We start from the raw sequence: 22,529 nt of genomic DNA on the forward strand, positions 1-22,529 counted from the left end.
TGTCACCATCCATAATTCAGACTTATCTTTTTATTACAATAACCTTATATTTATTATGGACTTTTGGTGATGATCAAAACGCGTTTTTCTCGCTGGCTAACGTTTTTTACGTTCGCCGCTGCCGTGGCGCTGACGCTACCGGCAAAAGCCAACACCTGGCCGCTGCCGCCTGCGGGCAGTCGTCTGGTGGGCGAAAACAAATTTCATGTGGTGGAAAATGACGGCGGTTCGCTGGAAGCGATCGCCAAAAAATATAACGTCGGCTTTCTCGCGCTGTTACAGGCTAACCCCGGCGTTGATCCGTATGTACCGCGCGCAGGCAGTGTGTTAACCATTCCATTGCAAACTTTACTGCCAGACGCGCCGCGTGAAGGCATTGTGATCAACATTGCGGAGTTGCGTCTCTATTACTACCCACCAGGCAAAAATTCAGTGACCGTGTACCCCATCGGCATTGGTCAGTTGGGGGGTGACACGCTGACGCCGACAATGGTGACTACCGTTTCGGACAAGCGTGCAAACCCAACCTGGACGCCGACTGCAAACATCCGCGCCCGTTATAAAGCCCAGGGGATTGAGCTTCCACCAGTCGTTCCGGCAGGACCGGATAACCCGATGGGCCATCATGCGATTCGTCTGGCGGCCTATGGCGGTGTCTATTTGCTTCACGGTACGAACGCCGATTTCGGTATTGGTATGCGGGTAAGTTCTGGCTGTATTCGTCTGCGTGATGACGATATCAAAACACTTTTCAGCCAGGTCAGCCCCGGCACCAAAGTGAACATTATCAACACGCCGATTAAAGTCTCCGCCGAGCCAAACGGCGCACGTCTGGTGGAAGTGCACCAGCCGCTGTCAGAGAAGATAGATGACGATCCGCAATTGTTGCCGATTACGCTCAACAGTGCGATGCAGGCATTTAAAAATGCTGCGCAAACTGACGCCGAAGTGATGCAGCACGTAATGGACGTGCGTTCCGGAATGCCGGCTGATGTGCGTCGTCATCAAGTGAATCAGCAAACGCTGTAAATCGCGGACAAAAAAATCCCCGCAGCACAGGGTGTTGCGGGGAAATAGCAGCAATAACAGGCATTAATGAGGGTTAATGCTTATTTATAAATTACTGCCGTTCCGTGGAGGGTATTCGGACCGGTTACTGAAGTAATACGGAAAGATTTTGCGCCCATCTCATCTGCTTTTTGTGCCAGTTGTTCTTCCAGCGATCCCAGATTTGTCCCCGCGTTAGCACTGATAGTGCCCACTTTTTGTTGACCTTCTGGTGTTGCCTGAACTTCGACAGCCGCAAAGCTGGCAAATGACATGGAGCTTAAAATCGCCGCAGCGATGAGGGTTTTTACATTTTTCATAATAGTGACCTTATGCAGATGAATAGCGTCGCAAGCAATTACTTAACGATCGATAACTAAATGATAGATGTGATCTTGATCACATACAAGATGTTTTTATAACAATCATTAATTAAATTAAAACCCTTTAAATTTCAGTTAAATAGAGGGAAATTATTTTTCTGTCTTCTGGACTGGTGAACAGAAGTGATTATTTTTATAATAACCGTTCATTCACAGCTACAAGGTACAACGGCATCATGGCAACTGACTCAACACATTGTGTAAAAAAAAGCCGTGGTCGCCCAAAAGTGTTCGACAGGGAAGCCGCGCTTGATAAGGCCATGAAGTTGTTCTGGCAGCATGGTTATGAAGCCACTTCTCTTGCCGATCTCGTCGAAGCGACCGGAGCCAAAGCGCCAACGCTATATGCGGAGTTCACCAATAAAGAGGGATTATTCCGCGCCGTACTTGATCGCTATATCGACCGTTTTGCCGCAAAGCACGAAGCACAACTGTTTTGTGAAGAGAAAAGTGTGGAGTCTGCGCTGACTGACTATTTCGCTGCCATCGCCAACTGCTTTACTAGCAAAGACACCCCTGCTGGCTGCTTTATGATCAACAACTGCACCACGCTCTCCCCGGATTCAGGAGATATCGCCAATACGTTGAAATCACGCCACGCGATGCAAGAACGCACCTTGCATCAGTTTTTATGTCAACGCCAGGCGCGCGGGGAAATCCCTGCCCACTGTGACGTAACGCATCTGGCGGAATTCCTTAACTGTATTATTCAGGGGATGTCGATCAGCGCCCGCGAAGGCGCATCGCTGGAAAAACTGATGCAGATTGCCCGAACCACTTTGCGTTTATGGCCGGAACTGGTGAAATAAAGCGCAAAAAAAGCCCCTCAGCCTGAGCGAATGAGGGGCTAAATTGCAGAGTACAGCCTTGTTATACTTTGTTATTCAGAACCAGTTGTCCGTTGTTATCTAATTGGATTTGTGTACCCGGATCGCGGTCCATACGGATTTTGCCCTGCTGATCGCCAATCTTATAGGTCACGTCATAGCCGAGCATTTTTTCTGACTTGTCATACACCGTTTTACAACGCTGTTGGGTGGTGGTGTAAGTATCACGTTCCTGGAGAGAGCCCTGAATCTGGTTACCAGCATATCCACCACCGAGCGCCCCGACGACTGTAGCAACATCCTTACCGCGACCACCGCCAAACTGATGCCCTATCACCCCACCAGCCACAGCGCCCAGAACCGAACCCGCAATGCGATTTTCATCCTGCACCGGTCGGCGATGAGTCACTGTGACATTGCGGCACTCCTGGCGCGGTGTTTTAACCGTTTCCTTGATTGGGATTGCAGAAACAACCTGAGCGTATTGCGGGCCACGTTCAAACACGTTCAGGCTGGCCACTGCCGCTACGCCCAGCGCAGCCGCGACACCAATCCCGATACCCGCCAACATTGATTTATTCACGGGAACACCTCCTTCTTTGCAGTTATGTCAATCATGCAAGCGAAGGGGTGAAACAACCATCAGACAGAAGATGAAAAGCGCAGGAATGGCAGGAAATACTTAAGGATTCGGAGGAGTCTGAGGGAATGCCTGATGCGACGCTTAACGCGTCTTATCAGGCCTGCCGCTCATACTATTTATCCTGGGCGGATAAGGCATTTACGCCGCATCCGCCAGTACAAGTTGATTAATGCAGTTTCAAACGCGGACGGATAACGCGGTTGATACTCCCCACCAGCATCATTAATCCGGTTTTAAAGTAACCATGTAGCGCAATCTGATGCATTCGGTACAGCGAGATATACACAAAGCGCGCAATACGTCCTTCAATCATCATTGAGCCGCGCGTCAGGTTACCCATCAGGCTACCGACGGTAGAGAAGTTCGACAGCGATACCAGCGAACCGTGATCTTTATACTGATAATTTTTCAGCGGTTTGCCATTCATCTGCGCCAGAATATTGTTCATTGCGCAGGTAGCCATCTGGTGTGCGGCCTGAGCGCGCGGCGGAACAAAACCCCCTTCCGGACGCGGGCATGACGCACAGTCGCCAATAGCATAAATGTCTGGATCGCGCGTGGTTTGCAGCGTCGGTTCCACCACCAGCTGGTTGATACGGTTGGTCTCCAGCCCACCAATATCCTTCAGGAAATCTGGCGCTTTGATCCCGGCAGCCCACACCATCAGATCAGCCTCAATATATTCGCCATCTTTAGTGTGCAGCCCCCCTTCATCGGCGCTGGTGACCATGGTTTGCGTCAGCACGCGAACGCCCAGTTTCGTTAACTCATTGTGGGCGGCAGCAGAGATACGTGGCGGCAGCGCAGGCAAAATACGTTCGCCCGCTTCTACCAGCGTTACGTTCAACGCTTCGTTTGTCAGGCCTTTGTAACCGTAGCTGTGCAGTTGCTTGACGGCGTTGTGCAATTCAGCGGAGAGTTCTACACCCGTCGCGCCGCCGCCAACAATCGCAATATTCACTTTGCCATTCGCGCCCAGGTTGGCGGAGTATTTCAGGAACAGATTCAGCATCTCCTGATGGAAACGACGCGCCTGATGCGGGTTATCGAGGAAAATACAGTTCTCTTTTACACCCGGCGTATTGAAATCGTTAGAGGTGCTGCCCAGCGCCATCACCAGCGTGTCATAGGCGATTTTACGTTCCGGAACCAGCAGTTCACCTTTTTCGTCGCGCAGTTCTGCAATAGTGATTGTTTTCGCTTCACGATCAATATCAATTACGGAACCCAGCTGGAACTGAAAACCATGATTACGCGCATGAGCCAGGTAGCTCAGTGCATCGACGCCTTCATCAAGCGAGCCAGTCGCCACTTCGTGCAGCAGCGGTTTCCACAGGTGGCTGTGGTTACGATCGACCAGCGTAATTTTGGCTTTTTTCTTGCGTCCCAGCTTATGCCCCAGCTGTGTCGCCATTTCCAGCCCACCAGCACCGCCGCCGACAATCACAATTTTTTTCAATGGCGTAGTCAACGTGACCCCCTTAAATTTATTAACCAATTGTTAATTAATAGTTATTAAGATAGCTCTTAATTAACAACAGGTTACAGCAATGAAAATGTTCTTCGCTATTGAGAATAACATGAATGGTGCATTGGTCATACCAAAATTGATGTTAATCAAGTTTTGTTGCTGAAAAGATAGGCGACTTTACCGGGTGAGATCAAAAAACAGAGTTTATTGTTTATTATTTAAGCGGACTCGGGAGAGTGAGGCGTATATAGAGGGCAATTGGTGGGCCTGATAAGATGCGCAGCATCGCATCAGGCATTGGTACACGGCTGTCGGATGTGGCGTGGACGCTTCATCCAACCTACAGAATCCGGGGCGCATCAGATATAGGCAAGGTTACCTGATGCGACCGAGGATAGCTTTAACCGAGGGTTTTGAACGCCTTAATGCGCTGCAAATGCGGAGAGATATTTTTGAATTTGTGCGTCTGATCTTCGTCCCAGACAATCTCGTAATAATGATGCAACTCTTCAGATGTCCGCTGACTATTAAGCGCCTCATCATTACGCGACAATATCACCAGACAACGATCGCGATTCTTCTCGCGGAAGTTAGTCACACATTTAGTCGCGATGTCGGCGTACTCTTCCGGGCGATCAATCTTCCCTTCCATGTTCTCGTAAGGGAACAAATTAGGGTTGAAGATCACCTGGCGGATATCACAGAGAAAACCAATCCGTTCCGCCCAGTATCCGCCCAGACCAACGCCGCAAATTAGCGGGCGCTCGTCGACGTTCAGTTGCAGCATTTTGTCTACTTCTTTGAGCAGATGCTGCATATCGTGTTTCGGATGCAGAGTGCTGTAGCTTATCAAGCGCACATCCGGGTCAATAAACTGCAATTGTAAAACTTTCTCGTGGTTACCCGGACTGTTAGAGTCAAAACCGTGTAAATAGATAATCATCGCTTCCTCACATAAGCCAGGGTTAGTGACCTGCTTTCTCTTCCTGCCAGCGTTCATGTAACTGATTCAGACGGGCGCTGATCTCTTTCCAGCGAGCCGAGTCCATCAGCTCCTGTCGCGAAAATGAACCTTTATGATACAAACGTGTAACACGCTCTGCCTTGATCGGTGACAGATTATCTAACACGCTGACGGCCCCTTTACGATTATTGCAGACCAGGATCATATCGCAACCCGCATCCAGTGATGCCTGCCCACGTTCGGCATAACTGCCCATAATCGCGGCACCTTCCATCGATAAATCGTCTGAGAAAATCACGCCGTCAAACCCCAGCTCCTGACGTAAAACAGTTTTCAACCAGTAGGGAGAACCGCTAGCCGGACGCGGATCAACATCGCTGTAGATTACATGCGCAGGCATAATGGCGTCGAGTTTATTTTCGCGAATTAACGTACTGAAGACCGACATATCTTTGGCGCGAATTTCCGCTTGCGGACGTGGGTCGCACGGTGTCTCTTTGTGCGAATCTGCCGTTACTGCACCGTGGCCAGGAAAATGTTTACCGGTGCTTTTCATTCCGGCTTCATGCATACCATCAATAAACTGGCTGGCGATTGCGAGGGTTTTTTCGGGATCGGCATGGTAAGAACGCTCGCCAATCGCCGCGCTAATGTGCCCTACGTCCAGCACGGGTGCAAAGCTGATATCAATATCCATGGCGATCATTTCGCTGGCCATCAACCAGCCTGCCTCTTGCGCCAGTTTGCCGCCTTCTTCCATTCCCAACAGCGCAGCGAATGATTGCGCCGCTGGCAAGCGGGTAAAACCTTCACGAAAACGCTGCACTCGCCCACCTTCCTGATCCACCGCCACCACCAGATGATTGCGCGAAGCTGTGCGGATTTGGCGCACCAGTTCGCGTAATTGCGCAGGATCATGATAGTTACGCGTAAAGAGAATCAGCCCTCCCACCAGCGGGTGCGCCAGTATTTCACGCTCTTCCGCGTCCAGTTCGTAACCTTCAACATCCAACATTACTGGACCCACACTGCTCTCCTTATTGTTTTATTGATAGCTGCCGCCAGGTGTCATCGGCAAGCCTGATAAATTGTTGATCGCCGGTTTGTTGCCAACGGTACTCAAACCACCCTGCTTTGAGCATCAGCAACCAGGGAAACCAGCGCCTGACCTGACGCCATAATTGCGCCGGATTAATCTTCGCCCGCGCGGCATAGTCATTGACCAATTGCCGATGCTGGTGAGTATTTTCCACCCACACCGCCGCCAGTTCCAGTGCGATATCGCCATCACCGGCATACTCCCAGTCAATGAGTTTTAACCCTGACTCACTATGCACTAAGTTTCCGGCATGAACATCCATATGCAATGGGCTTAAGCGTAATGGCTGTGGTTCCCGTATTTTGCGCAGACGTTTTAATAGTCGCAGCCAATCCGCTGTCCGCCGCGCCGGATCGCTTCGCTGCCAGTACCGTTCCAGTAACGGTAGCAGGGTTATTCGCCAGCCAAAACGCGGTTGTTGATGCAGATAATACAGCAAGCCTGCCAGTTCGTCGGTATCCGGCAATTGCGTTTTTACCTCGCCGGGCAAATAGTCGACCACCATCCAGCCACGGAGATAGAGATGTGGCTTCGGTGCAAGGTATGCCGGCAATCGTGATAACGCCCGATACTGGCGCAGAAACACGGACTGCGGTGCATCAGGATCGTGAGTCTGACGCACAACGAAACGCAGATCCTGATGTTCAATGAGAAAACTCCCGCCGCTAAGTCCATGATTAAACGTCGCGACGGGATGATACTGCGGGAAATAGCGCGACAATAATTCGTCGCGCGTGATGGGATTATTGTTGCTGAACGGCACCTTTACCTGACCAGATAATTTCACCCGTCTGCACCAGCATGAGTTGCATTTGCAGGGTCGGTGCGTTGACGTTACCAGAGGCACTGGAGTACAGCACATAATGAGCGCCGACGTTACGGGCAATGCCAATCGCTTTACTGCGAGTGCCTAAACTGTCCTGCGGCGACAAACCTAACTGCTGTTTGGCCATTGAAAGCTGTTGGGCAGAAACGAGTGTAAATTTACCGTTATTGGCCAGCGCATTACGTAGCGTTTCGGTCGCTTCTCCGGCATTCAGCGAACCGTTAGTACGGTTATTAACGCTATCAACCAGCAGAACGCTGCCTGCGGTCACACCATCAGCCCCAAGCATTTTACTGACCATCGGCTGCATTGCGCCGTTCCAGTCATAATGACGAATATGCGGCGCAGGCGGTGCAGTTTGATCTTCGTGCTCAATTGGCCCTGGCTGCTGCGGGATCGTCGGCACCGATGGCACGGTTGGTACTGGCTGTTGCGGCTCGGCTGGTTGCTCCGGCGCAGGTTTCACCTCTTCTACCGGTGCAGGTTCTCGAGGCCCCACACACCCGGCGAGAAACATCGCCAGCGCGGTGATTAAGGCGTAGCGACTCATTTTTGTCATCAAGATTCACCCCTTACAAATATAGATAAAGTCTGACTTTGTGCGCCCCCAGATAATTGGCGCTGCCGTACAGAGTTACCGCCGAACGTGCGGGAATGGTAACGCTGCGGGGCGTTTCCAGAGGATGCATCTCCAGCCCTCTGGCGTCATACCAGTAAAAACGATAATGAACGGTAACGGGTTCTTGCCTTTCGTTATAAAGCGTCGAGGATGCTGAAGGCTGAATATCAGACATTGAAAGAACGGGCTTTTCTGCACTGATGCCCGCAGCCAGAAGAGATGACTCCATCACCAGCGACTGTTCTTCATTCACCGGAATTTCCGGATGTGAACGACACCCCACCAGCAATAACAGCGCCAGAGACACCAGCCCAAAGCATCCTTTTCTCATCGTTACAGACCTTTATGCGCCAGCATTGGGCCAAGAGGACGGCCACCCAGCAAGTGCATATGGATGTGGTACACCTCTTGCCCGCCATGGCGGTTGGTGTTCATGATCAGACGATAGCCATCTTCGGCAATGCCTTCTTGCTCAGCAATTTTTGCCGCTACAGTGATCATGCGTCCCAGCGCCTGCTCATGCTCGGCAGAGACGTCGTTCACGGTAGGAATCAGGATATTAGGAATGATGAGAATATGTGTTGGCGCTTGCGGCGAAATATCGCGAAACGCCGTTACCAGATCATCCTGGTAGACGATATCGGAGGGGATCTCACGACGAATAATTTTGCTGAAAATAGTTTCTTCTGCCACGACATTTTCCTTTTTTAAATAGCCATGCGTTGCGCCATGCTACGCCGCGCCACACTGCGAGTATAGAGTATGGTCGAGTTAAACCCGCTCTTTCAACCTTAACCCACGATTTATTAAGCAAAAAACCGTTTTACTGCCGCATACATCGCCATTATTCCCCTTTATGCCTATGAATGAACCGAAAACACACTTTCTCTTTGGTTTACATGTTGAATATGAATGCGTATATTTCTCATTTGCATTACCATGCAAAATTATTAGCGCGCTAAATATAAACGCTCATCACCTTCCTCTGGAATGAGCCTGACTACAACATAAATCAAGAGATTTCAGATGCTTTCGACACAATTTAACAGGGATAATCAGCATCAAGCCGCAGCCACGCCGTCGCTGCTCGCAGCCTGCATTGCTCTGGCCTTATTTCCTTCCTCCACTCTGGCCGTGCCAACCGCCGAAGAAACGGTGATTGTTGAGGGAGCAACCAATGCTCCAGTTGATGACGAAAATGATTACAGCGTAACGTCTACCTCTGTAGGTACTAAAATGCAGATGACCCAACGTGATATTCCACAGTCGGTCACTATTGTCAGCCAGCAGCGAATGGAGGATCAGCAACTTCAAACGCTGGGCGAAGTGATGGAAAATACCCTCGGGATTAGCAAAAGCCAGGCTGACTCCGACCGTACCCTCTATTATTCGCGTGGATTCCAGATCGATAACTATATGGTCGATGGTATTCCCACCTATTTTGAATCACGCTGGAATCTGGGCGATGCACTCACTGATATGGCGTTGTTCGAGCGTGTAGAAGTGGTGCGTGGCGCGACCGGGCTAATGACGGGTACTGGCAATCCTTCTGCGGCGATTAATATGGTTCGTAAACATGCCACCAGCCGTGAATTTAAAGGCGATGTCTCGGCGGAATACGGAAGCTGGAACAAAGAACGTTATGTGGCGGATTTACAAAGTCCGCTCACGGAAGATGGTAAAGTCCGCGCGCGAATTATCGGCGGCTATCAGAACAACGATTTATGGCTGGATCGCTACAACAGCGAAAAAACTTTCTTCTCCGGCATTGTGGATGCTGATTTGGGCGAGCTGACCACGCTTTCTGCCGGTTATGAATATCAACGTATTGATGTTAATAGCCCAACCTGGGGTGGCCTGCCACGCTGGAATACCGATGGCAGCAGCAACAGTTACGATCGCGCCCGCAGCACCGCGCCTGACTGGGCGTATAACGACAAAGAGATCAACAAAGTCTTTCTGTCACTGAAGCAACGATTTGCCGATACCTGGCAGGCGACGCTGAATGCCACCCATTCCGAAGTCGAATTTGACAGCAAAATGATGTATGTCGACGCCTACGTAAATAAAGCAGATGGAACGCTGGTGGGACCATATGGCAGCTATGGCCCCGGATTTGATTATGTGGGCGGCACTGGCTGGAACAGTGGCAAACGTAAAGTTGACGCGCTGGATCTGTTTGCCGACGGTAGTTATGAAGTGTTTGGTCGCCAGCACAATCTGATGCTCGGCGGTAGCTACAGTAAACAAAACAACCGCTATTTCAGCTCCTGGGCCAACGTTTTCCCCAATGAAATTGGCAGTTTCTACAACTTCAACGGTAACTTCCCGCAGACCAACTGGGCACCGCAAAGCCTGGCACAGGACGATACCACACATATGAAATCGTTATATGCTGCCACTCGTGTCACCCTTGCCGATCCGCTGCATCTGATCCTCGGCGCACGTTATACCAACTGGCGGGTTGATACGCTGACTTACAGCATGGAGAAAAACCACACCACGCCTTATGCTGGTCTGGTGTTTGACATCAATGACAACTGGTCGACCTACGCCAGCTATACCTCTATTTTCCAGCCACAAAATGATCGTGACAGTGCGGGTAAATATCTGGCGCCGATCACCGGTAACAACTACGAACTGGGTCTGAAATCAGACTGGATGAATAGCCGTCTGACCACCACGTTAGCCATCTTCCGTATTGAGCAGGATAATGTCGCCCAGTCCACCGGAATGCCTATCCCCGGCAGTAACGGCGAAACCGCCTATAAAGCGGTGGATGGGACAGTAAGTAAAGGCGTGGAATTTGAACTTAACGGCGCAATTACCGACAACTGGCAACTGACGTTTGGCGCAACGCGCTATCTGGCGGAAGATAACGAAGGGAATGCCGTTAACCCGAATCTGCCGCGTACCACGGTTAAAATGTTTACCAGCTATCGGTTGCCTGTCATGCCAGAGTTGACGGTCGGCGGTGGTGTTAACTGGCAAAATCGCGTGTATACCGACACCGTGACACCGTATGGCACCTTCCGCGTCGAGCAAGGTAGCTACGCGCTGGTGGATCTGTTCACCCGCTACCAGGTGACAAAAAACTTCTCGTTGCAGGGTAACGTCAATAATCTGTTCGATAAAACCTATGACACTAACGTGGAAGGTTCTGTCGTCTACGGCGCACCACGTAATTTTAGTATTACCGGCACGTATCAGTTCTGATTAACACCTGTAAAAAAGGCAGCCATCCGGCTGCCTTAGTCTCCCCAACATTTTACTGATTAGTTGTTGCGGATGTACTCATCCATCTCGGTTTTCAGGTTATCGGATTTAGTACCGAAAATTGCCTGAACACCAGAACCAGCAACCACTACGCCCGCTGCGCCCAGTTTCTTCAGGCCAGCCTGATCCACTTTGGACACATCAGCAACGCTGACGCGCAGACGAGTAATACATGCATCGAGGTTAGTGATGTTTTCTTTACCACCAAATGCGGCAACCAGAGCCGGTGCCATTTCGCTGGTGCCGGTAGCTTTCGCATCTTCAGTTGCGTCTTCACGGCCCGGCGTTTTCAGATCCAGAGCTTTAATCAGCACACGGAAGATGGTGTAGTAAACAATCGCATAACCAATACCGACAATCGGGAACAGCCACAGTTTGCTGCTGTTACCAGACAGTACGATGAAGTCGATCAGGCCGTGTGAGAACGACGTACCGTCGCGCATTCCCAGCAAAATACAGATTGGGAATGCCAGACCAGCCAGTATCGCGTGGATGATGTACAGGATCGGCGCAACGAACATGAAGGAGAACTCGATCGGCTCGGTGATACCGGTCAGGAACGAGGTCAACGCAGCGGAGATCATGATACCGCCAACTTTAGCGCGGTTTTCTGGTTTAGCAGAGTGCCAGATAGCAATCGCAGCTGCCGGCAGACCGTACATTTTGAACAGGAAGCCGCCAGACAGTTTACCCGCAGTCGGGTCACCCGCCATATAACGCGGAATATCGCCGTGGAAAACCTGACCTGCTGCGTTGGTGTATTCACCAATCTGCATCTGGAAAGGTACGTTCCAGATATGGTGCAGACCAAACGGCACCAGACAACGTTCGATGAAGCCGTAAATACCAAACGCAACTACCGGGTTCTGGTAAGCAGCCCACTGGGAGAAGGTCTGGATTGCGGAACCAATCGGCGGCCAAATGAAGGACAGCACAACGCCAGTAAAGATGGCAGCCAAACCAGAAATGATCGGTACAAAGCGTTTACCGGCAAAGAAGCCAAGATACTCAGGCAGCTTAATACGGTAGAAACGGTTAAACATGTACGCTGCAATCGCACCGGAGATGATCCCCCCAAGTACGCCAGTATCCGCCAGATGTTTAGCGGCAATTTCTTCAGCAGGTAAATGCAGTACCAGCGGCGCGACCACAGCCATGGTTTTTACCATGATGCCATAGGCAACAACTGCGGCAAGAGCGGATACGCCATCGTTATTGGTAAAGCCAAGGGCGACACCGATCGCAAAAATAAGTGGCATGTTTGCAAAGACGGAACCGCCTGCTTCTGCCATAACATGCGATACAACGGCTGGCAGCCAGCTGAAATTCGCGGAACCGACGCCCAGCAGAATACCTGCGATAGGCAGTACGGATACCGGCAGCATCAGCGATTTACCGACCTTTTGCAGGTTAGCAAATGCATTCTTAAACATAATTGAGAGTGCTCCTGAGTATGGGTGCTTTTTACGTTCTCACGCGTGGCAAGGGGGGAGAACCTTGCCGTGTACAGGGCATCTAAGCGCCCTTTATTTATTACACAGAGTAAAATAATTCAGTGTCGATTTGTTTGACGGCTATCACGTTTCAACTTCAGGTCTTTAGCGAAGTTGCACATTTTGACAAAACATATGTCAAGATATTACAAACATGGTTAGCCACCGCCCAATTTGCGGCGGTGAACTTTACTCGTTTTAACCATTAATTACGAGCTTAAAAAAAATTCATTCAACTGATGGACTGAAGGCGGGAAGCGTCGATGTGAAACAGACGGGCGAAGTTATCGGTGGTTACCTGCGCCAGTTCTTCAACGGCAACACCTTTCAACACAGCCATGTATTCTGCAACGTCACGAACCATTGCAGGTTGATTCTCTTTTCCTCGATGTGGCACTGGCGCCAGGTAAGGCGAATCAGTTTCCACCAGGAGTCGATCCAGCGGGACATAACGCGCGGCATCGCGCAGTTGTTCCGCATTACGGAAGGTCACAATGCCGGAAAAGGAGATGTAAAATCCGAGATCCAGTAACTTGCCCGCCGTTTCTTTGTCCTCTGTAAAACAGTGTAGTACGCCACCACAATCCGTCACTTTTTCTTCGCGCAGAATAGCCAGCGTATCGGCGCGGGCGTCACGTGTATGGACGATAACCGGCTTGTTCAGTTCGCGACTAATCTGGATATGGTGAATAAAGGATTCTTGCTGACGGACTTTTGTTTCCGGCGTGTAATAATAATCCAGCCCGGTTTCACCCAGCGCAACAACGCCCTCTTCTGTTGCCAGACGGCGTAAATCTTCCACATCGTAGGGATCATTCTGATTTAGCGGATGCACGCCGCAAGAAAAAACGACGTTGTCACGTTCACCGACCAGATCCCGCATATGCAGGTAACCGGGCAATGTTGTGGCGACCGCCAGACAAAATTTCACATCGCGCGCAGCGGCTTTCGCCAGAACGTCATCCACGTCCTTGTGCAAAGATTCATAATTCAGACCATCGAGATGGCAGTGTGAGTCGACTAAAAACATAATGTCTCTCTTAAAGATGAGGAACCGGTAACACAACACCCGGTTGCAGGTAATGCTCAATACGCAGTAAAAGATCGGTGATGACAAGCTCGCGGTTTACGCCTGTGACAGAAATTAACTGCTCACGACTTTGGCAAACATCCCCCAGTATAGCCTGCAGGCGAGAGGGAGAAAGCTGGTTTGCCAGTGCGGTGACAACACCAGGAACATCAACATTGGTGACTTGTGAAGCACCATAATGGCATTTGAGCGCATCCATCAACAAAGTTGCCAACCAGTGCAGACGCGCCGGAGCTTGTTCGTGGTTCAGTGCCGACAACATCGAATACCAGTCACCCGATTGCACGCTGTGTGCCAATGCCTGACAAAGTATCTCACGTGCCTGCCAGATATCTCCCTGAAACAGCCCCAACGCCGCGCCAGGCGAACCGGCGCTCAGACGCAATGCGGTTATTATGGCCTCTTGTGACATTGTCACTTCACGCGCAAGCCAGCTCACTGCGTACTGTTCTGGCGGCGGTGCAAGGTAATGTAAGCGACAACGGCTGCGCAGTGTTGCCAGTAAGCGTTCAAGTTCTCGTGTAGCGAGGAAAAACCAGGTTTCCGCTGGCGGCTCTTCCAGCGTTTTCAGCAAGGCATTGGCAGCAGCATCGGTCAGCAAGGCGGCATCAGTGACCCAGACAACTTTCGCACCGCCTAATCGTGCGTGTTCATTCAGCTTTTCAGTGACTTCACGCACGGCATCAATGCCCAGAGCATTCTTCCCTTTTTCGGGAGCAAGAGTGTAATAATCGGGATGCGTCCCCGCCTGCATCAACTGGCATCCGCGACAATGACCACAACTTTTGTGCCCCTGCGGTTGTTGGCAAAGTAAATAACGGCTAAGAGCGTAGATTAAGGCATCATCGCCCATGCCAGGTAATGCCTGAATCAGTAGCGCATGGTGACCCCTTCCGGCCTGATAGCTGGCTACCAGTTTTTCGAAATCAGGTCGTAACCATGGATACCATCTCATTCGCCCTGCTCCTTAACCCAGTGAGTCACGGTGGTGCGAATCGCGTCCATGACGGCTTCCAGCGATTGTGTTGCATCAATAGTGTGAATGCTTTTATCTTGTGCAGCCAGTTCCAGATAGCGGGCGCGGGTGCGATTAAAGAAATCAAAAGACTCTTGCTCAATGCGATCCAGCTCGCCGCGCGCGCGCGCGCGCTTAAGGCCGACTTCTGGGGTAACATCGAGATAGAGCGTTAAATCAGGGCGAAAATCCCCAAGAACGGCATCACGCAACGTTGCCAGCATATGCTGGTCAATACCACGACCACCGCCCTGATACGCCTGAGTGGAGAGATCGTGGCGATCGCCAATCACCCAGGTGCCGTTTGCCAGTGCCGGTTTGATGACGGTTTCTACCAGCTGTACACGCGCGGCATAAAACATCAGCACTTCGGCTTTATCGGTAATGACTTCATCGCCTACCGATTTGATATCCAGCACCAGGCTTCTTAACTTTTCGGCAAGTTGCGTACCGCCAGGTTCCCGAGTGAAAACCATGTCGCGGATACCCAGTTGCTCAAGCGTCTCAACCACCACGTTGCGCGCGGTGGTTTTGCCTGCACCTTCCAGCCCCTCAATGACGATATACTTACTGCGCATTTTTTTCCTTAAGCACTTTCAGATAATCCTGCACAGACTTGTTATGACTGGCAAGATTGGTATTAAACGTGTGACCACCTTTACCATCGGCCACAAAATAGAGATACGGCGTTTTCGCCGGATGCGCAGCAGCCTTCAGCGAATCCGCCCCCGGCGTAGCAATCGCGCCTGGCGGCAAACCGGTAATGGTGTAGGTGTTATACGCTGTTGGCGTTTCCAGATCTGCACGAGAAAGTTTGCCATTATAACGCTCTCCCATCCCGTAAATCACCGTCGGGTCGGTCTGCAGGCGCATACCAATGCGTAAACGGTTGATAAAGACCGAGGCAACCTGATCTCGCTCACTGGCAACGGCGGTTTCTTTTTCGATAATTGATGCCATCGTCACCAGCTGGTTTTTATCTTTATAAGGTAGACCGTCCGCACGCCCTTCCCAGGCGCTATCAACCGCTTTCACCATTTTCTTGTGTGCTCGCTTGAGTAACGCAACATCGGTGGTATTGGCGGTATACATCCAGGTGTCTGGCCAGAACCAGCCTTCAATCCACTCCGGGTTTTCCAGCTCCAGCGCCTGTGCCACGGTGGTATATTTATCGTCGCTCAGCGTGTGCTTGACATACGGTGCCTCACGCAATTGTTTGAGGTAATCGCTCAGACGCATCCCTTCCACCAGGCGTAGTGGAAACTGTGCTTCTTTACCGCTTTCCAGCAATTTCAGCATCTCACGCACAGTCATCTGCGGTGTAAAGCGGTAAGTTCCGGCTTTGAAATGAGAAAGATCCGGCTCGATACGCAACAGCCATTGAAATACCCGTGGGCGATTGATGATCTTATCGGCATAAAGCTGTTCACCGAGCGCCAGACGTCCGGTTCCCGGTTTGAGGGTAAATATCGTCTCTTCTTTAATAAGTAATTTGCTGTCGGCGAGATGGCGAACCTTCCAGACGCCCACACCAGCGGCGATACCCAGTACCACCAGCAATAACAAGACAATCAATAACACTTTTTTCATGACTAATTCGGGTGCTCACAAAGTGGGGCTAAATATTCATATAGCGTTGTTGACGAAAAGGTGGCTTCGCCACAGGCACGCACGGGAATCACTGGCATCAACGCATTACAGACTACCATCTCATCTGCCTGCATCACCTCCTCCAGCGAGGCTTGTACTTCGACAAGCTGATAAGAGGATTGTGCCAGTAAACCGATGCAGAATTGTCGCATAATTCCGTTGACACCAGCCTGATCCAGACGCGGCGTATAAACTACGTTGCCCTTGCGCCAGAACAAATTAGCCGCACAGCATTCCGTAACCCACCCATCGCTGTCAAGAACCAGCGCCTCATCGGCGTTTGTCTGCTCAAGATGAGAGCGGATCAGTACTTGCTCAAGCCGATTAAGATGTTTAATTCCTGCGAGATAAGGATTACGCCCAAGGCGTACTGGACTTAGCGCCAGAGTAATACCTTCCCGCCGCCAGCGGGTGTAATGTTCAGGAAAGGGGGAGACAGATAAAATGCGCCCAGGCGATTCGCAGTGGGCGATGCTATATCCTCGACCACCACTGCCGCGAGTGATAATAACTTTTAAAACGCCACGCTCAGCTTGTCGTGCCAGACTTTGCATCTCATCTTCCAGTATAGACCAGTCGGAATAAGGAATGCTTAAACGGGAGCAGGCTTCACGTAAACGTGTTAAATGCGCGGTCAAGAGTACTACCTGCCCACGGTTTATCACAGCCGTTGTAAAACATCCATCACCGAACTGTATGCTCCTGTCACAAGCCGGTAACTCATTGTTACATTTTCCATTAATTAAAAACATTCACTTCCCCAATAAACAAAGAAATACAATAAATTATTTTAGCTTCTATGTTCAAATTTATCTGTTCACTGGCCTCTTTTTGATTGCCCAAAGATATTTATACGACAGCACACATTTAAATCATCAATATGATTGTACCCCCCCCCAGCAATCCTCACAAACTTCACCACCAATCATACGCAATACGAATCAATTAAGTATGCCTAAAAACATATTTAAGTAAAAATAAGGTGTTTAACGTTTCGTGCTTTAATATTATATTTTTTCCTGAGGAATTTAAAATTCACTGGAGTGATGGCAGTGCCTTAGTACTGTCAAAGTAAGCATATTTGCTGCAATCTCAAGGATAATGTAAATGAAATTCAAACTAGCCGCTCTGGTTTTAGTAACAACCGCTGGTCTTAGCTCTGTCGCCTCTGCAGATGATGGTAAAATAAATTTTATTGGAGATATCATTGAATCAGGCTGTGAAGTTAACAGTACGCTGTCATCTCCAATGACAGTGAAATTAGGCACAATTGCTAAAACAGCTTTTAACGCTACGGCTGGGACTACTGCTGCAAATACCAAATTTACACTGGTATTAAAAAATTGCCCGAATGAGCTCAAAAATGTTGCTGTTAAATACGATGGTACTCCGGATCAGATCAATCAGGATGCTTTACAAGTTACTGATTACGGTACAACCGGTGTAGCAAAAGGTGTTGCAATTCAGCTCATGAATTCTTCCGGTAGCGTGCTGCCTCTCGGTACTGAATCCGATAGCACGGCTCTCAATAGCACTGGCGACACTAACCTGGACTTCTTTGCACGTTATATCGCTACAGAAGATACCATAGCGGTTGGTAGTGCAAATGGTACTGTGAACTTTACGTTAGCGTATAACTAAGATACGCCTGATTTTAATATAATTACGTCAGGTAAAACCGAGTTACTCGGTTTTACCTTTTAAAGGTTTTTGAGATGAAATTATCGACTTATTTTCTTGCTACTGCATTGTTATTATCCAACTCTGTTGCACAGGCGGGTGTCATTGTTGGAGGAACACGAGTTATTTATAACGGCGATAAAAAAGAAACGTCTCTGCACCTGAAAAATCCGGATAAATCCTCCTACCTTATTCAATCATGGGTCGATGGAGATCCGCAAACCAACGCCAAAGCCCCTTTTATTATTACCCCCCCTCTGTTCCGCCTGGGCGCCACTGAAGAAAATGCGTTGCGCATTATTCGCGCTGGCGGCAATCTGCCGACAGATCGCGAAACGATGTACTGGATGAATATTAAAACGATACCTGCAACTGAAAAGCAGGAAAATGTCAACACCTTGCAAATTGCCATTAAAACGCGAATTAAATTGATTTATCGACCACATGAGATTTCGTCCACATTACCAGAACAAGTCGTGAAAAATTTGACCTGGCGACGTAGCGGACAGCAAATCACTGTCACCAACCCAACTGCTTACTATATGAACTTCAGTCAGGTCAAGATTGGCGGAAAAGCATTACCTGATGCCACATATGTTGCTCCTATGAGTAGTGCGACATTTCAAATTCCAGCCAACACAACAGGAAATGTAAGCTGGACAATCATCAGTGATTACGGTGCAGCAGGCGACGTACACAACGCTTCTTTGTAAGACGTCATTTAACTGCATAAGGATGTGTAATGAGTTCAAGAATCAATAAAAAGAAAATGATACGGAACAAAATTGCCTGTTTCGTTGCTCTGCAATGCGCCCTGTCTCTCGCCTCATCGGCATATGCACGCGAATATTTTAACCCCGCATTACTGGGAATCGACGGCCCTGGCTCAGGTATTTCAGATCTTATCGCTTTTGAAGAGGGTGTCGGTCAGATTCCTGGAACCTATCGTGTTGACGTTTACCTAAACAAAATGTCGCTGGGTACACACGATATTACTTTCAGTATGCAGAAAGACCTTCAGGGTCAGAACATATTGCAACCATGCATATCGGTGGAAAAATTAAAGCAATTTGGTGTTCGTACCGAGTTATTCCCGCAACTGATCAATAATGAAGGCTGCGCCAATCTCGCGGCAATTCCGATGGCCTCGGCAAAACTCATTTTTAACCGTCAGCAGCTAATGGTGGAAATACCTCAAGCGGCAGTAGAAGCGAAACCGCGTGGATACGTGGCGCCTGAAAATCTGGATGAAGGAATAAATGCGTTACTGCTGAACTACAATTTCACCGGTGCTAATACAAAATCGCGTGATAGCAATTCATCTGATTCTGACAGCTATTATCTTAATCTCCTTCCTGGATTAAATATCGGGCCATGGCGCTTACGTAATTACAGTACCTGGAGTCGTAACACTTTTGGTAGTGATACCCAGAACAACTGGGATTCTCTGTATACCTATGCCCAGCGAAATATCATTTCGCTCAAGAGCCAGCTCACGCTTGGAGAAAGCTCTTCTCCGTCAGATATGTTTGATAGCGTTCCGTTTCGCGGTGTGCAGCTAGCTTCTGATGACGATATGTTACCTGACAGTATGCGTGGTTATGCACCTGTTGTACGCGGAATCGCCAGAACCAATGCGCAGGTTATTGTTAAACAAAATGGTTATACCATTTATCAAACTTATGTTTCGCCAGGCGCATTTGAAATCACGGATATGTATCCGACCGGAAGTAGCGGCGATCTGGACGTAACGGTCAAAGAAGCGGATGGCAGTGAACAGCACCAGGTTGTTCCCTTTGCATCGCTCCCCGTGTTGCAACGTGAAGGCCGCCTGAAATATAGCGTGACCAGCGGAAAATACCGCTCTTATGACAGTCGTGTTGATAAAGAGTATTTCACGCAAGCAACTGCCATATATGGCCTGCCCGTTGGATTTACCTTATATGGCGGTGGGCAATTCTCGCAACATTATCAATCATTAATTTTCGGTATGGGTAAAAACCTGGGTGAAATGGGCGCCTTATCTATCGATACCGCCCAGGCCTGGTCCCAACAGCAGGAACAAGAGAAAACCAGCGGTCAGTCAGTACGGGTACGCTATAGTAAAAACATTCTCGCCACCGGGACTAACGTTTCTATCGCGGGCTACCGCTATTCCACATCGGGTTATTATTCACTACAAGAAACGCTCGACACCTGGCGTGAAAATAATCAAAACATGCCAGAACGGCGGCGTAATCGAGCGGAGTTCCTGCTTAACCAAAATCTTGGACAGAATGCTGGTTCAGTATCGCTTAATGCCATTAGCGAAGATTATTGGAACAGCGATCGACAAATGCGTTCTGTTGGCGTTGGCTACAGTAATAGCTGGAGCGGCATGACTTACAGCCTGAATTACAGTTATAACCGTAATACCAACGACAATAGTAATTACCGCGACAATAATACAACGCGTAATAAGTACTACAATAGCGATCAGATTTTCTCATTTAATATCAATATTCCATTAAATCGCTGGTTGAATAACAGTTGGGCGAGCTACAGTCTGAATACCAGTAAACACGGCGATACCAGTCATTCTGTAGGCCTGAATGGTTCTGCGCTTGACGATCAGAACCTCAACTGGAATATTCAGGAAAGTGAAACGGATCACGGTGTAGGTAATGGCGGTTATGCCAGCCTGGACTATCAGGGAACCTATGGTCGCGTCAATGCTGCGTACAGTTATGACCAGAACCAGCACCGGGTGAACTATGGTATTGATGGGGGTATTGTTGTTCATGCCAATGGCATCACACTAAGCCAGTCCCTGGGAGAAACCACTGCACTGGTTGAAGCGCCAGGTGCCAGCGGTGTAAATATCAGTAACCAGACCGGTGTAAACACCGACTTTCGTGGCTACACGATCGTTCCTTATATCAGCCCCTATCGTGAAAACACTATTTCACTTAACACTGAAGCATTACCTGAAAATGCAGATGTTGAGCTCTCCTCACGTACAGTAACGCCGACACGTGGCGCTATCGCGCGAGCAAACTTTAATATTCGCGTAGGTAATCGTGTATTAATGATGCTGGATAAACCATCGGGAGAAGCAATACCTTTCGGAGCCATTGTCACCCTGCTTAACAGTGAAAATGCAAACAGCTTTATCGTCGGCGATAACGGACAAGTCTATATGACAGGTATGCCAGACAGTGGTGTACTCGCTGTTAAATGGGGAAACGATGCGCACCAAAATTGCCGGGTTGAATTCAATGTCACTCAACAGCAATCGACAAATAGTGTATTAGAGAGCCATGGAAGGTGCGAATAAATTGAGCCAGAAAAGAGGAAACAATGCTATGAATAAACAAAGGGTAATCATCTTTCTTATCTCAGGCATTGCATCACTGCCGTTAACAACAACAGCATCGCAATTTCAGACTGATACTGCACAGGTAGTCACTTACCCTCATGATTTTTCAACGTGGAGCATACCAACGAGTGTAGGTGGAACAACCTGGTTTGATGACTGGAATAAATTTTATTGGATCAATATCGCGTCCGGAGGTTCTGGCAGTGCATATGCCGATCTTACAGTAAATGGGACGGTGGTCGGAACAACGGGCGACGGAGCAACCATATATCAAACTAGCAATCCAGGTATTGGCATTGCATATCAACTCAATTTTTCAACCCCAACAGATACCACACCAAATTTGGCGAAAGCAGCACCTCACACGCTGACTTTCCCGGAAGGTTTAAGCAAGAGTGGTTACATACACATCAAGTATGAATTAGTTCGTCTTACAGAGCAGATACCGCCAGGACCTCTTGTCGCTGTTCCTGACGTCACATTAAATTATCACAACCCGCCGGGAAGCACTTATTCGGATAAATCATTTCTTGCACGCTCGGGAGTTTCTTCGCAGCCTACCATGACGCCATGCACGATAAATGCCCCAAAAGAAGTGAATCTTACAACACTTTATGGCGGTAATGCAGTCAGTGGGGCACAACTGGCTACGCCAATACCTACGATAACATTAACAAATTGTCCGGGCGCAATTACGGGTATCTCTTACAAATTTAGCGCCTTATACGGCACTCACGGCTCGGTGGATGGCGTGATGAACGGTGAGACCGGAACCGGCTATGCGCAAGGCGTATATGTGCAATTTCAAAACCCCGATGGAAGCGGATTCGATCAGTTTAACAATAACTTTGCATTGAATTATATCGGCTCAGGTGATTATACAATACCCGAATATAAAGTAGCTTATTACATTGACGATGTTAATAACATAACCACCGGCCAGGTAAAATCCGCATTGCAATTTACTGTACAATATAATTAAGGAAAAATGATGAATATAATATGGAAGCGTAGGTGATGCTGCCAACTTACTGATTTAGTGTATGATGGTGTTTTTGAGGTGCTCCAGTGGCTTCTGTTTCTATCAG

Annotated in this window: 22 protein-coding genes; 7 read left to right on the top strand and 15 right to left on the bottom strand. The window is 49.1% G+C overall.

Features of this window, described 5'->3' with window-relative positions; all coding sequences use genetic code 11:
* Positions 1–66 precede the first annotated feature (66 nt).
* On the top strand, positions 67–1,029 hold the full coding sequence (gene ldtC / locus FC814_RS14680) for a L,D-transpeptidase LdtC (RefSeq protein ID WP_105281017.1): 963 nt from the start codon (positions 67–69) through the stop codon (positions 1,027–1,029).
* Between the two features lie 80 nt (positions 1,030–1,109).
* Here ldtC and bhsA read toward each other — a convergent pair whose 3' ends face one another.
* Positions 1,110–1,367, bottom strand: coding sequence for a multiple stress resistance protein BhsA (gene bhsA, locus FC814_RS14685; RefSeq protein ID WP_000800147.1), 258 nt, complete (start codon positions 1,365–1,367; stop codon positions 1,110–1,112).
* Between the two features lie 239 nt (positions 1,368–1,606).
* On the opposite strand from bhsA, the gene comR reads away from it, so the two are divergent.
* Entirely contained in the window at positions 1,607–2,239 is a 633-nt protein-coding gene (comR, locus tag FC814_RS14690; protein WP_032225406.1) for a TetR family copper-responsive transcriptional repressor ComR, read from the top strand.
* A 61-nt stretch (positions 2,240–2,300) separates the two neighbouring features.
* On the opposite strand, the gene FC814_RS14695 is transcribed toward comR, so the two are convergent.
* The 8 genes from FC814_RS14695 to hinT all read right to left on the bottom strand — a co-directional run bounded on the left by FC814_RS14695 (position 2,301) and on the right by hinT (position 8,572).
* Positions 2,301–2,840: a glycine zipper 2TM domain-containing protein gene (locus FC814_RS14695; RefSeq protein WP_024212421.1), complete on the bottom strand. Its 540-nt coding sequence runs from the start codon at positions 2,838–2,840 to the stop codon at positions 2,301–2,303.
* 226 nt (positions 2,841–3,066) lie between these two features.
* On the bottom strand, positions 3,067–4,371 hold the full coding sequence (gene ndh / locus FC814_RS14700) for an NADH-quinone dehydrogenase (RefSeq protein WP_000211045.1): 1,305 nt from the start codon (positions 4,369–4,371) through the stop codon (positions 3,067–3,069).
* A 400-nt stretch (positions 4,372–4,771) separates the two neighbouring features.
* A complete protein-coding gene (gene ycfP / locus FC814_RS14705) occupies positions 4,772–5,314 on the bottom strand; it encodes an alpha/beta hydrolase YcfP (RefSeq protein ID WP_000587921.1) in 543 nt (180 codons plus the stop codon).
* Positions 5,315–5,336: 22 nt separating this feature from the next.
* Positions 5,337–6,362, bottom strand: coding sequence for a beta-N-acetylhexosaminidase (nagZ, locus tag FC814_RS14710; protein WP_137326103.1), 1,026 nt, complete (start codon positions 6,360–6,362; stop codon positions 5,337–5,339).
* Between the two features lie 10 nt (positions 6,363–6,372).
* Positions 6,373–7,197: a thiamine kinase gene (gene thiK, locus FC814_RS14715; protein ID WP_001116778.1), complete on the bottom strand. Its 825-nt coding sequence runs from the start codon at positions 7,195–7,197 to the stop codon at positions 6,373–6,375.
* The gene (gene lpoB, locus FC814_RS14720) at positions 7,178–7,819 is read right to left on the bottom strand and encodes a penicillin-binding protein activator LpoB (protein WP_000164436.1); all 642 of its coding nucleotides are present in this window, start codon (positions 7,817–7,819) and stop codon (positions 7,178–7,180) included. Before lpoB ends, thiK begins: the two co-directional genes overlap by 20 nt.
* Before the next feature lie 13 nt (positions 7,820–7,832).
* Positions 7,833–8,210, bottom strand: a complete 378-nt coding sequence (locus FC814_RS14725; protein WP_001225287.1) for a YcfL family protein — start codon at positions 8,208–8,210, stop codon at positions 7,833–7,835.
* 2 nt (positions 8,211–8,212) lie between these two features.
* Positions 8,213–8,572 carry a purine nucleoside phosphoramidase gene (gene hinT / locus FC814_RS14730; protein ID WP_000807125.1) on the bottom strand — a complete coding sequence of 120 codons (360 nt, stop codon included), beginning with the start codon at positions 8,570–8,572 and terminating at the stop codon, positions 8,213–8,215.
* A gap of 333 nt (positions 8,573–8,905) precedes the next feature.
* On the opposite strand from hinT, the gene fhuE reads away from it, so the two are divergent.
* Entirely contained in the window at positions 8,906–11,095 is a 2,190-nt protein-coding gene (gene fhuE, locus FC814_RS14735; protein WP_137326104.1) for a ferric-rhodotorulic acid/ferric-coprogen receptor FhuE, read from the top strand.
* Between the two features lie 59 nt (positions 11,096–11,154).
* Here fhuE and ptsG read toward each other — a convergent pair whose 3' ends face one another.
* The 6 genes from ptsG to pabC form a co-directional block, all read right to left on the bottom strand.
* The gene (gene ptsG, locus FC814_RS14740) at positions 11,155–12,588 is read right to left on the bottom strand and encodes a PTS glucose transporter subunit IIBC (RefSeq protein ID WP_000475698.1); all 1,434 of its coding nucleotides are present in this window, start codon (positions 12,586–12,588) and stop codon (positions 11,155–11,157) included.
* Positions 12,589–12,880: 292 nt separating this feature from the next.
* A complete protein-coding gene (locus FC814_RS14745) occupies positions 12,881–13,678 on the bottom strand; it encodes a metal-dependent hydrolase (RefSeq protein ID WP_137326105.1) in 798 nt (265 codons plus the stop codon).
* A gap of 10 nt (positions 13,679–13,688) precedes the next feature.
* The gene (gene holB / locus FC814_RS14750; protein ID WP_137326106.1) at positions 13,689–14,693 is read right to left on the bottom strand and encodes a DNA polymerase III subunit delta'; all 1,005 of its coding nucleotides are present in this window, start codon (positions 14,691–14,693) and stop codon (positions 13,689–13,691) included.
* Positions 14,690–15,331, bottom strand: a complete 642-nt coding sequence (gene tmk, locus FC814_RS14755) for a dTMP kinase (RefSeq protein ID WP_001257008.1) — start codon at positions 15,329–15,331, stop codon at positions 14,690–14,692. Before tmk ends, holB begins: the two co-directional genes overlap by 4 nt.
* Entirely contained in the window at positions 15,321–16,343 is a 1,023-nt protein-coding gene (yceG, locus tag FC814_RS14760; RefSeq protein WP_000756886.1) for a cell division protein YceG, read from the bottom strand. Before yceG ends, tmk begins: the two co-directional genes overlap by 11 nt.
* Before the next feature lie 2 nt (positions 16,344–16,345).
* On the bottom strand, positions 16,346–17,155 hold the full coding sequence (gene pabC / locus FC814_RS14765; protein ID WP_137326107.1) for an aminodeoxychorismate lyase: 810 nt from the start codon (positions 17,153–17,155) through the stop codon (positions 16,346–16,348).
* A 355-nt stretch (positions 17,156–17,510) separates the two neighbouring features.
* Here pabC and FC814_RS14770 point away from each other — a divergent pair, with 355 nt between their 5' ends.
* The 4 genes from FC814_RS14770 to FC814_RS14785 all read left to right on the top strand — a co-directional run bounded on the left by FC814_RS14770 (position 17,511) and on the right by FC814_RS14785 (position 22,423).
* Positions 17,511–18,044: a fimbrial protein gene (locus FC814_RS14770; RefSeq protein WP_000669543.1), complete on the top strand. Its 534-nt coding sequence runs from the start codon at positions 17,511–17,513 to the stop codon at positions 18,042–18,044.
* Positions 18,045–18,118: 74 nt separating this feature from the next.
* Complete coding sequence (locus FC814_RS14775; protein ID WP_000778187.1) at positions 18,119–18,796, top strand: fimbria/pilus periplasmic chaperone; 678 nt, start codon at positions 18,119–18,121, stop codon at positions 18,794–18,796.
* Between the two features lie 29 nt (positions 18,797–18,825).
* The gene (locus tag FC814_RS14780; RefSeq protein ID WP_137326108.1) at positions 18,826–21,399 is read left to right on the top strand and encodes a fimbria/pilus outer membrane usher protein; all 2,574 of its coding nucleotides are present in this window, start codon (positions 18,826–18,828) and stop codon (positions 21,397–21,399) included.
* Positions 21,400–21,427: 28 nt separating this feature from the next.
* A complete protein-coding gene (locus FC814_RS14785) occupies positions 21,428–22,423 on the top strand; it encodes a fimbrial protein (RefSeq protein WP_001041735.1) in 996 nt (331 codons plus the stop codon).
* Positions 22,424–22,529 lie beyond the last annotated feature (106 nt).

It is taken from the genome of Escherichia sp. MR, from assembly GCF_005280595.1.
Taxonomy (GTDB): domain Bacteria; phylum Pseudomonadota; class Gammaproteobacteria; order Enterobacterales; family Enterobacteriaceae; genus Escherichia; species Escherichia ruysiae.

Coding starts and splice junctions, on each gene's coding strand:
- bhsA (WP_000800147.1), bottom strand. CDS start 1,367: ATGAAAAATGTAAAAACCCTCATCGCTGCGGCGATTTTAAGCTCCATG.
- comR (WP_032225406.1), top strand. CDS start 1,607: ATGGCAACTGACTCAACACATTGTGTAAAAAAAAGCCGTGGTCGCCCA.
- ycfP (WP_000587921.1), bottom strand. CDS start 5,314: ATGATTATCTATTTACACGGTTTTGACTCTAACAGTCCGGGTAACCAC.
- lpoB (WP_000164436.1), bottom strand. CDS start 7,819: ATGACAAAAATGAGTCGCTACGCCTTAATCACCGCGCTGGCGATGTTT.
- FC814_RS14725 (WP_001225287.1), bottom strand. CDS start 8,210: ATGAGAAAAGGATGCTTTGGGCTGGTGTCTCTGGCGCTGTTATTGCTG.
- fhuE (WP_137326104.1), top strand. CDS start 8,906: ATGCTTTCGACACAATTTAACAGGGATAATCAGCATCAAGCCGCAGCC.
- ptsG (WP_000475698.1), bottom strand. CDS start 12,588: ATGTTTAAGAATGCATTTGCTAACCTGCAAAAGGTCGGTAAATCGCTG.
- FC814_RS14745 (WP_137326105.1), bottom strand. CDS start 13,678: ATGTTTTTAGTCGACTCACACTGCCATCTCGATGGTCTGAATTATGAA.
- holB (WP_137326106.1), bottom strand. CDS start 14,693: ATGAGATGGTATCCATGGTTACGACCTGATTTCGAAAAACTGGTAGCC.
- tmk (WP_001257008.1), bottom strand. CDS start 15,331: ATGCGCAGTAAGTATATCGTCATTGAGGGGCTGGAAGGTGCAGGCAAA.
- yceG (WP_000756886.1), bottom strand. CDS start 16,343: ATGAAAAAAGTGTTATTGATTGTCTTGTTATTGCTGGTGGTACTGGGT.
- pabC (WP_137326107.1), bottom strand. CDS start 17,155: ATGTTTTTAATTAATGGAAAATGTAACAATGAGTTACCGGCTTGTGAC.
- FC814_RS14770 (WP_000669543.1), top strand. CDS start 17,511: ATGAAATTCAAACTAGCCGCTCTGGTTTTAGTAACAACCGCTGGTCTT.
- FC814_RS14775 (WP_000778187.1), top strand. CDS start 18,119: ATGAAATTATCGACTTATTTTCTTGCTACTGCATTGTTATTATCCAAC.
- FC814_RS14780 (WP_137326108.1), top strand. CDS start 18,826: ATGAGTTCAAGAATCAATAAAAAGAAAATGATACGGAACAAAATTGCC.
- FC814_RS14785 (WP_001041735.1), top strand. CDS start 21,428: ATGAATAAACAAAGGGTAATCATCTTTCTTATCTCAGGCATTGCATCA.